The following is a 2,047-nucleotide window of genomic DNA, read 5'->3' on the forward strand; positions in this document are numbered from 1 at the left end:
TAACTTTTGGACCAAATGTATCCGCAGTAACACCTTCTGGTAGCCTGCTACTTTTTCTTTTTCCACACTTGCAACAGCGGCCATTGGTATTCCACAACATAAGCTGGCAAATCAACTTTTTGATGAATGTATGGCTCTTTCGATATCGCAATTTCTCCTCCGCACTCGCAAGAACTCTATTTTCACCACTTCATCTGCTTCCATTTTAGGGCGATACTTTCCTTCATGCCCAATCTGTGCCCCTATTTTCCTGTCACTTTTTTTCTTTTTCTTCTTTAGCTTGTATAACTCTTTTGAGCTCGGTATCGATGAATTTTGTGAATTCAGACCTAGTCTTTCTTTCAATTCAGCATTTTCGATTCTTAGCGCCTTATTCTCAGATCTAAAATTTTCGTTTTCTATCTCTAACCTCTTTATCTCTAGACCTGCTGCGAATCAAGCGATAAAAAAGGTGAATAAAATCAAGGTTAACTAAAAGGCGTGCTTAAGATTTACAATACCAGCAATAATATTGAACCTCAAGTTATATTTTTTCTGAAAATTGCGATAAACATTCGACATAATCTTAAATATCTTTATCTCTCGGATCTTATTTTCTACTCTCATTCTAAATGATGCTAACCTTCTATTATGCTCTTTCTGCTCTGGAGTTAATGGCTTTTTACGATACTTTTTATATGGAATTATAACATTGCTTTGCAATTTTTGCCAACCTTGATATCCAGAATCAGCATGTTTTATGCTATCAAGTGGTAAATATTTTTCTTGTTTCCTTATGCGAAAATCACTAATTCTACCACGGTATGACTTTGACACTGATAAAATTCTTCCTCCTTCTTCGATAATAATCTCAGTTTTCATAGTGTTGGTTCTTTTTTTTCCTGAATATGATTTCTTCCGTTTTTTACTATCTTCTGGCCTCTGTATTTGCTTCTAAGAAACTTCCCATTAGTTATTCCTGTTGAACTAAGATATAACCGAACTCCTGTGCCTTTTTGATTAAATTTTTTACAACTTTCTCTTTGTAACGTGTTTCATAATAATCTATTCCTCTTTCTACATATTCTTGTCCATACTTCAACATACTATAAAAGATACATGCTAATTTCCTTGCCGTAGCAGTAATCGCTTTTGGTGCACATAGTCGTTTTTTTAACCTTCTACAATATGCACCTATTCCGCTATTGCTTCTTGATACACAGTGAGCAGCCATTCGAAATGCATTCGCGGCACGATTAATGACTTTACGTGTTCTTGTGCTAAACACTTTTTCCCCTGTAATTTTATTAGCAGGGCTTAGCCCCAACCACGAAGTAAAATGCTTTTCTGATCGCCATTTATTATAGTTATAGCTCTTTTTACAATAATCCGAACAGATCATAATATGCTACTGCTCTACCATAGCCATAAGCACATATCTTATCCTATTCGGACTATTGCGAGAAGTGCTATAATACCAACTTCCGAAATGATAGTTTGTACAGTTAGTATATCCAATCCAGGAATTTTGGTAAAATCTATACCAGTTACTCGATATAATTCTTCATGCAAAGCAAAGTTTGGTTTACTTTTTCTATACTTATTTTTCTCTTCACCTAACTTTTTACTCTCATCAGACTTTGTCTCAAATGTTTTATAATATTCTTCAATGCTCCTGTCACATTCTGCTACTTTTTCCTGATAAATATTATATAGCTCAAATTCTTGCTTTAATGTAAATAGGTGTTCTTTCCTATAGTTTCCTGCTAATGCTTTTGCAATAACAGATTTATCACTTTTTATTCGTCCATCTCTTAGTTCAGCCAATTTTTCAGGATTACTCTCACCATCTATTATTGCTTTAATAATTTGCATTCCAGTTACACCAGTTGTATCGCTTATAACTTTATGTAGTTGAATATTCATTTGTGTTAGCGCTTTTTGCATACGCAAAGTATGTGTAGAAGCATTTTCAATTAAATTTTTACGTTGCCGAACATATAGCTCTTTTTACAATAATCCGAACAGATCATAATATGCTACTGCTCTACCATAGCCATAAGCACAT

Annotated in this window: 4 pseudogenes; all 4 read right to left on the reverse strand. The window is 34.1% G+C overall.

Going from position 1 to position 2,047, the window contains the following annotated elements:
- Window positions 1-417: pseudogene (locus OZD68_RS05600) on the reverse strand (DUF6444 domain-containing protein); the annotation flags it as partial.
- Between the two features lie 54 nt (window positions 418-471).
- Window positions 472-924: pseudogene (locus OZD68_RS05605) on the reverse strand (transposase family protein); the annotation flags it as partial.
- 28 nt (window positions 925-952) lie between these two features.
- A pseudogene (locus OZD68_RS05610) lies at window positions 953-1,348 on the reverse strand (transposase); the annotation flags it as partial.
- Window positions 1,349-1,452: 104 nt separating this feature from the next.
- Window positions 1,453-1,980, reverse strand: a pseudogene (locus OZD68_RS05615) (IS110 family transposase); the annotation flags it as partial.
- Between the last annotated feature and the right edge of the window lie 67 nt (window positions 1,981-2,047).

The organism is Wolbachia endosymbiont of Drosophila bicornuta, from assembly GCF_028982105.1.
GTDB lineage: Bacteria > Pseudomonadota > Alphaproteobacteria > Rickettsiales > Anaplasmataceae > Wolbachia > Wolbachia pipientis.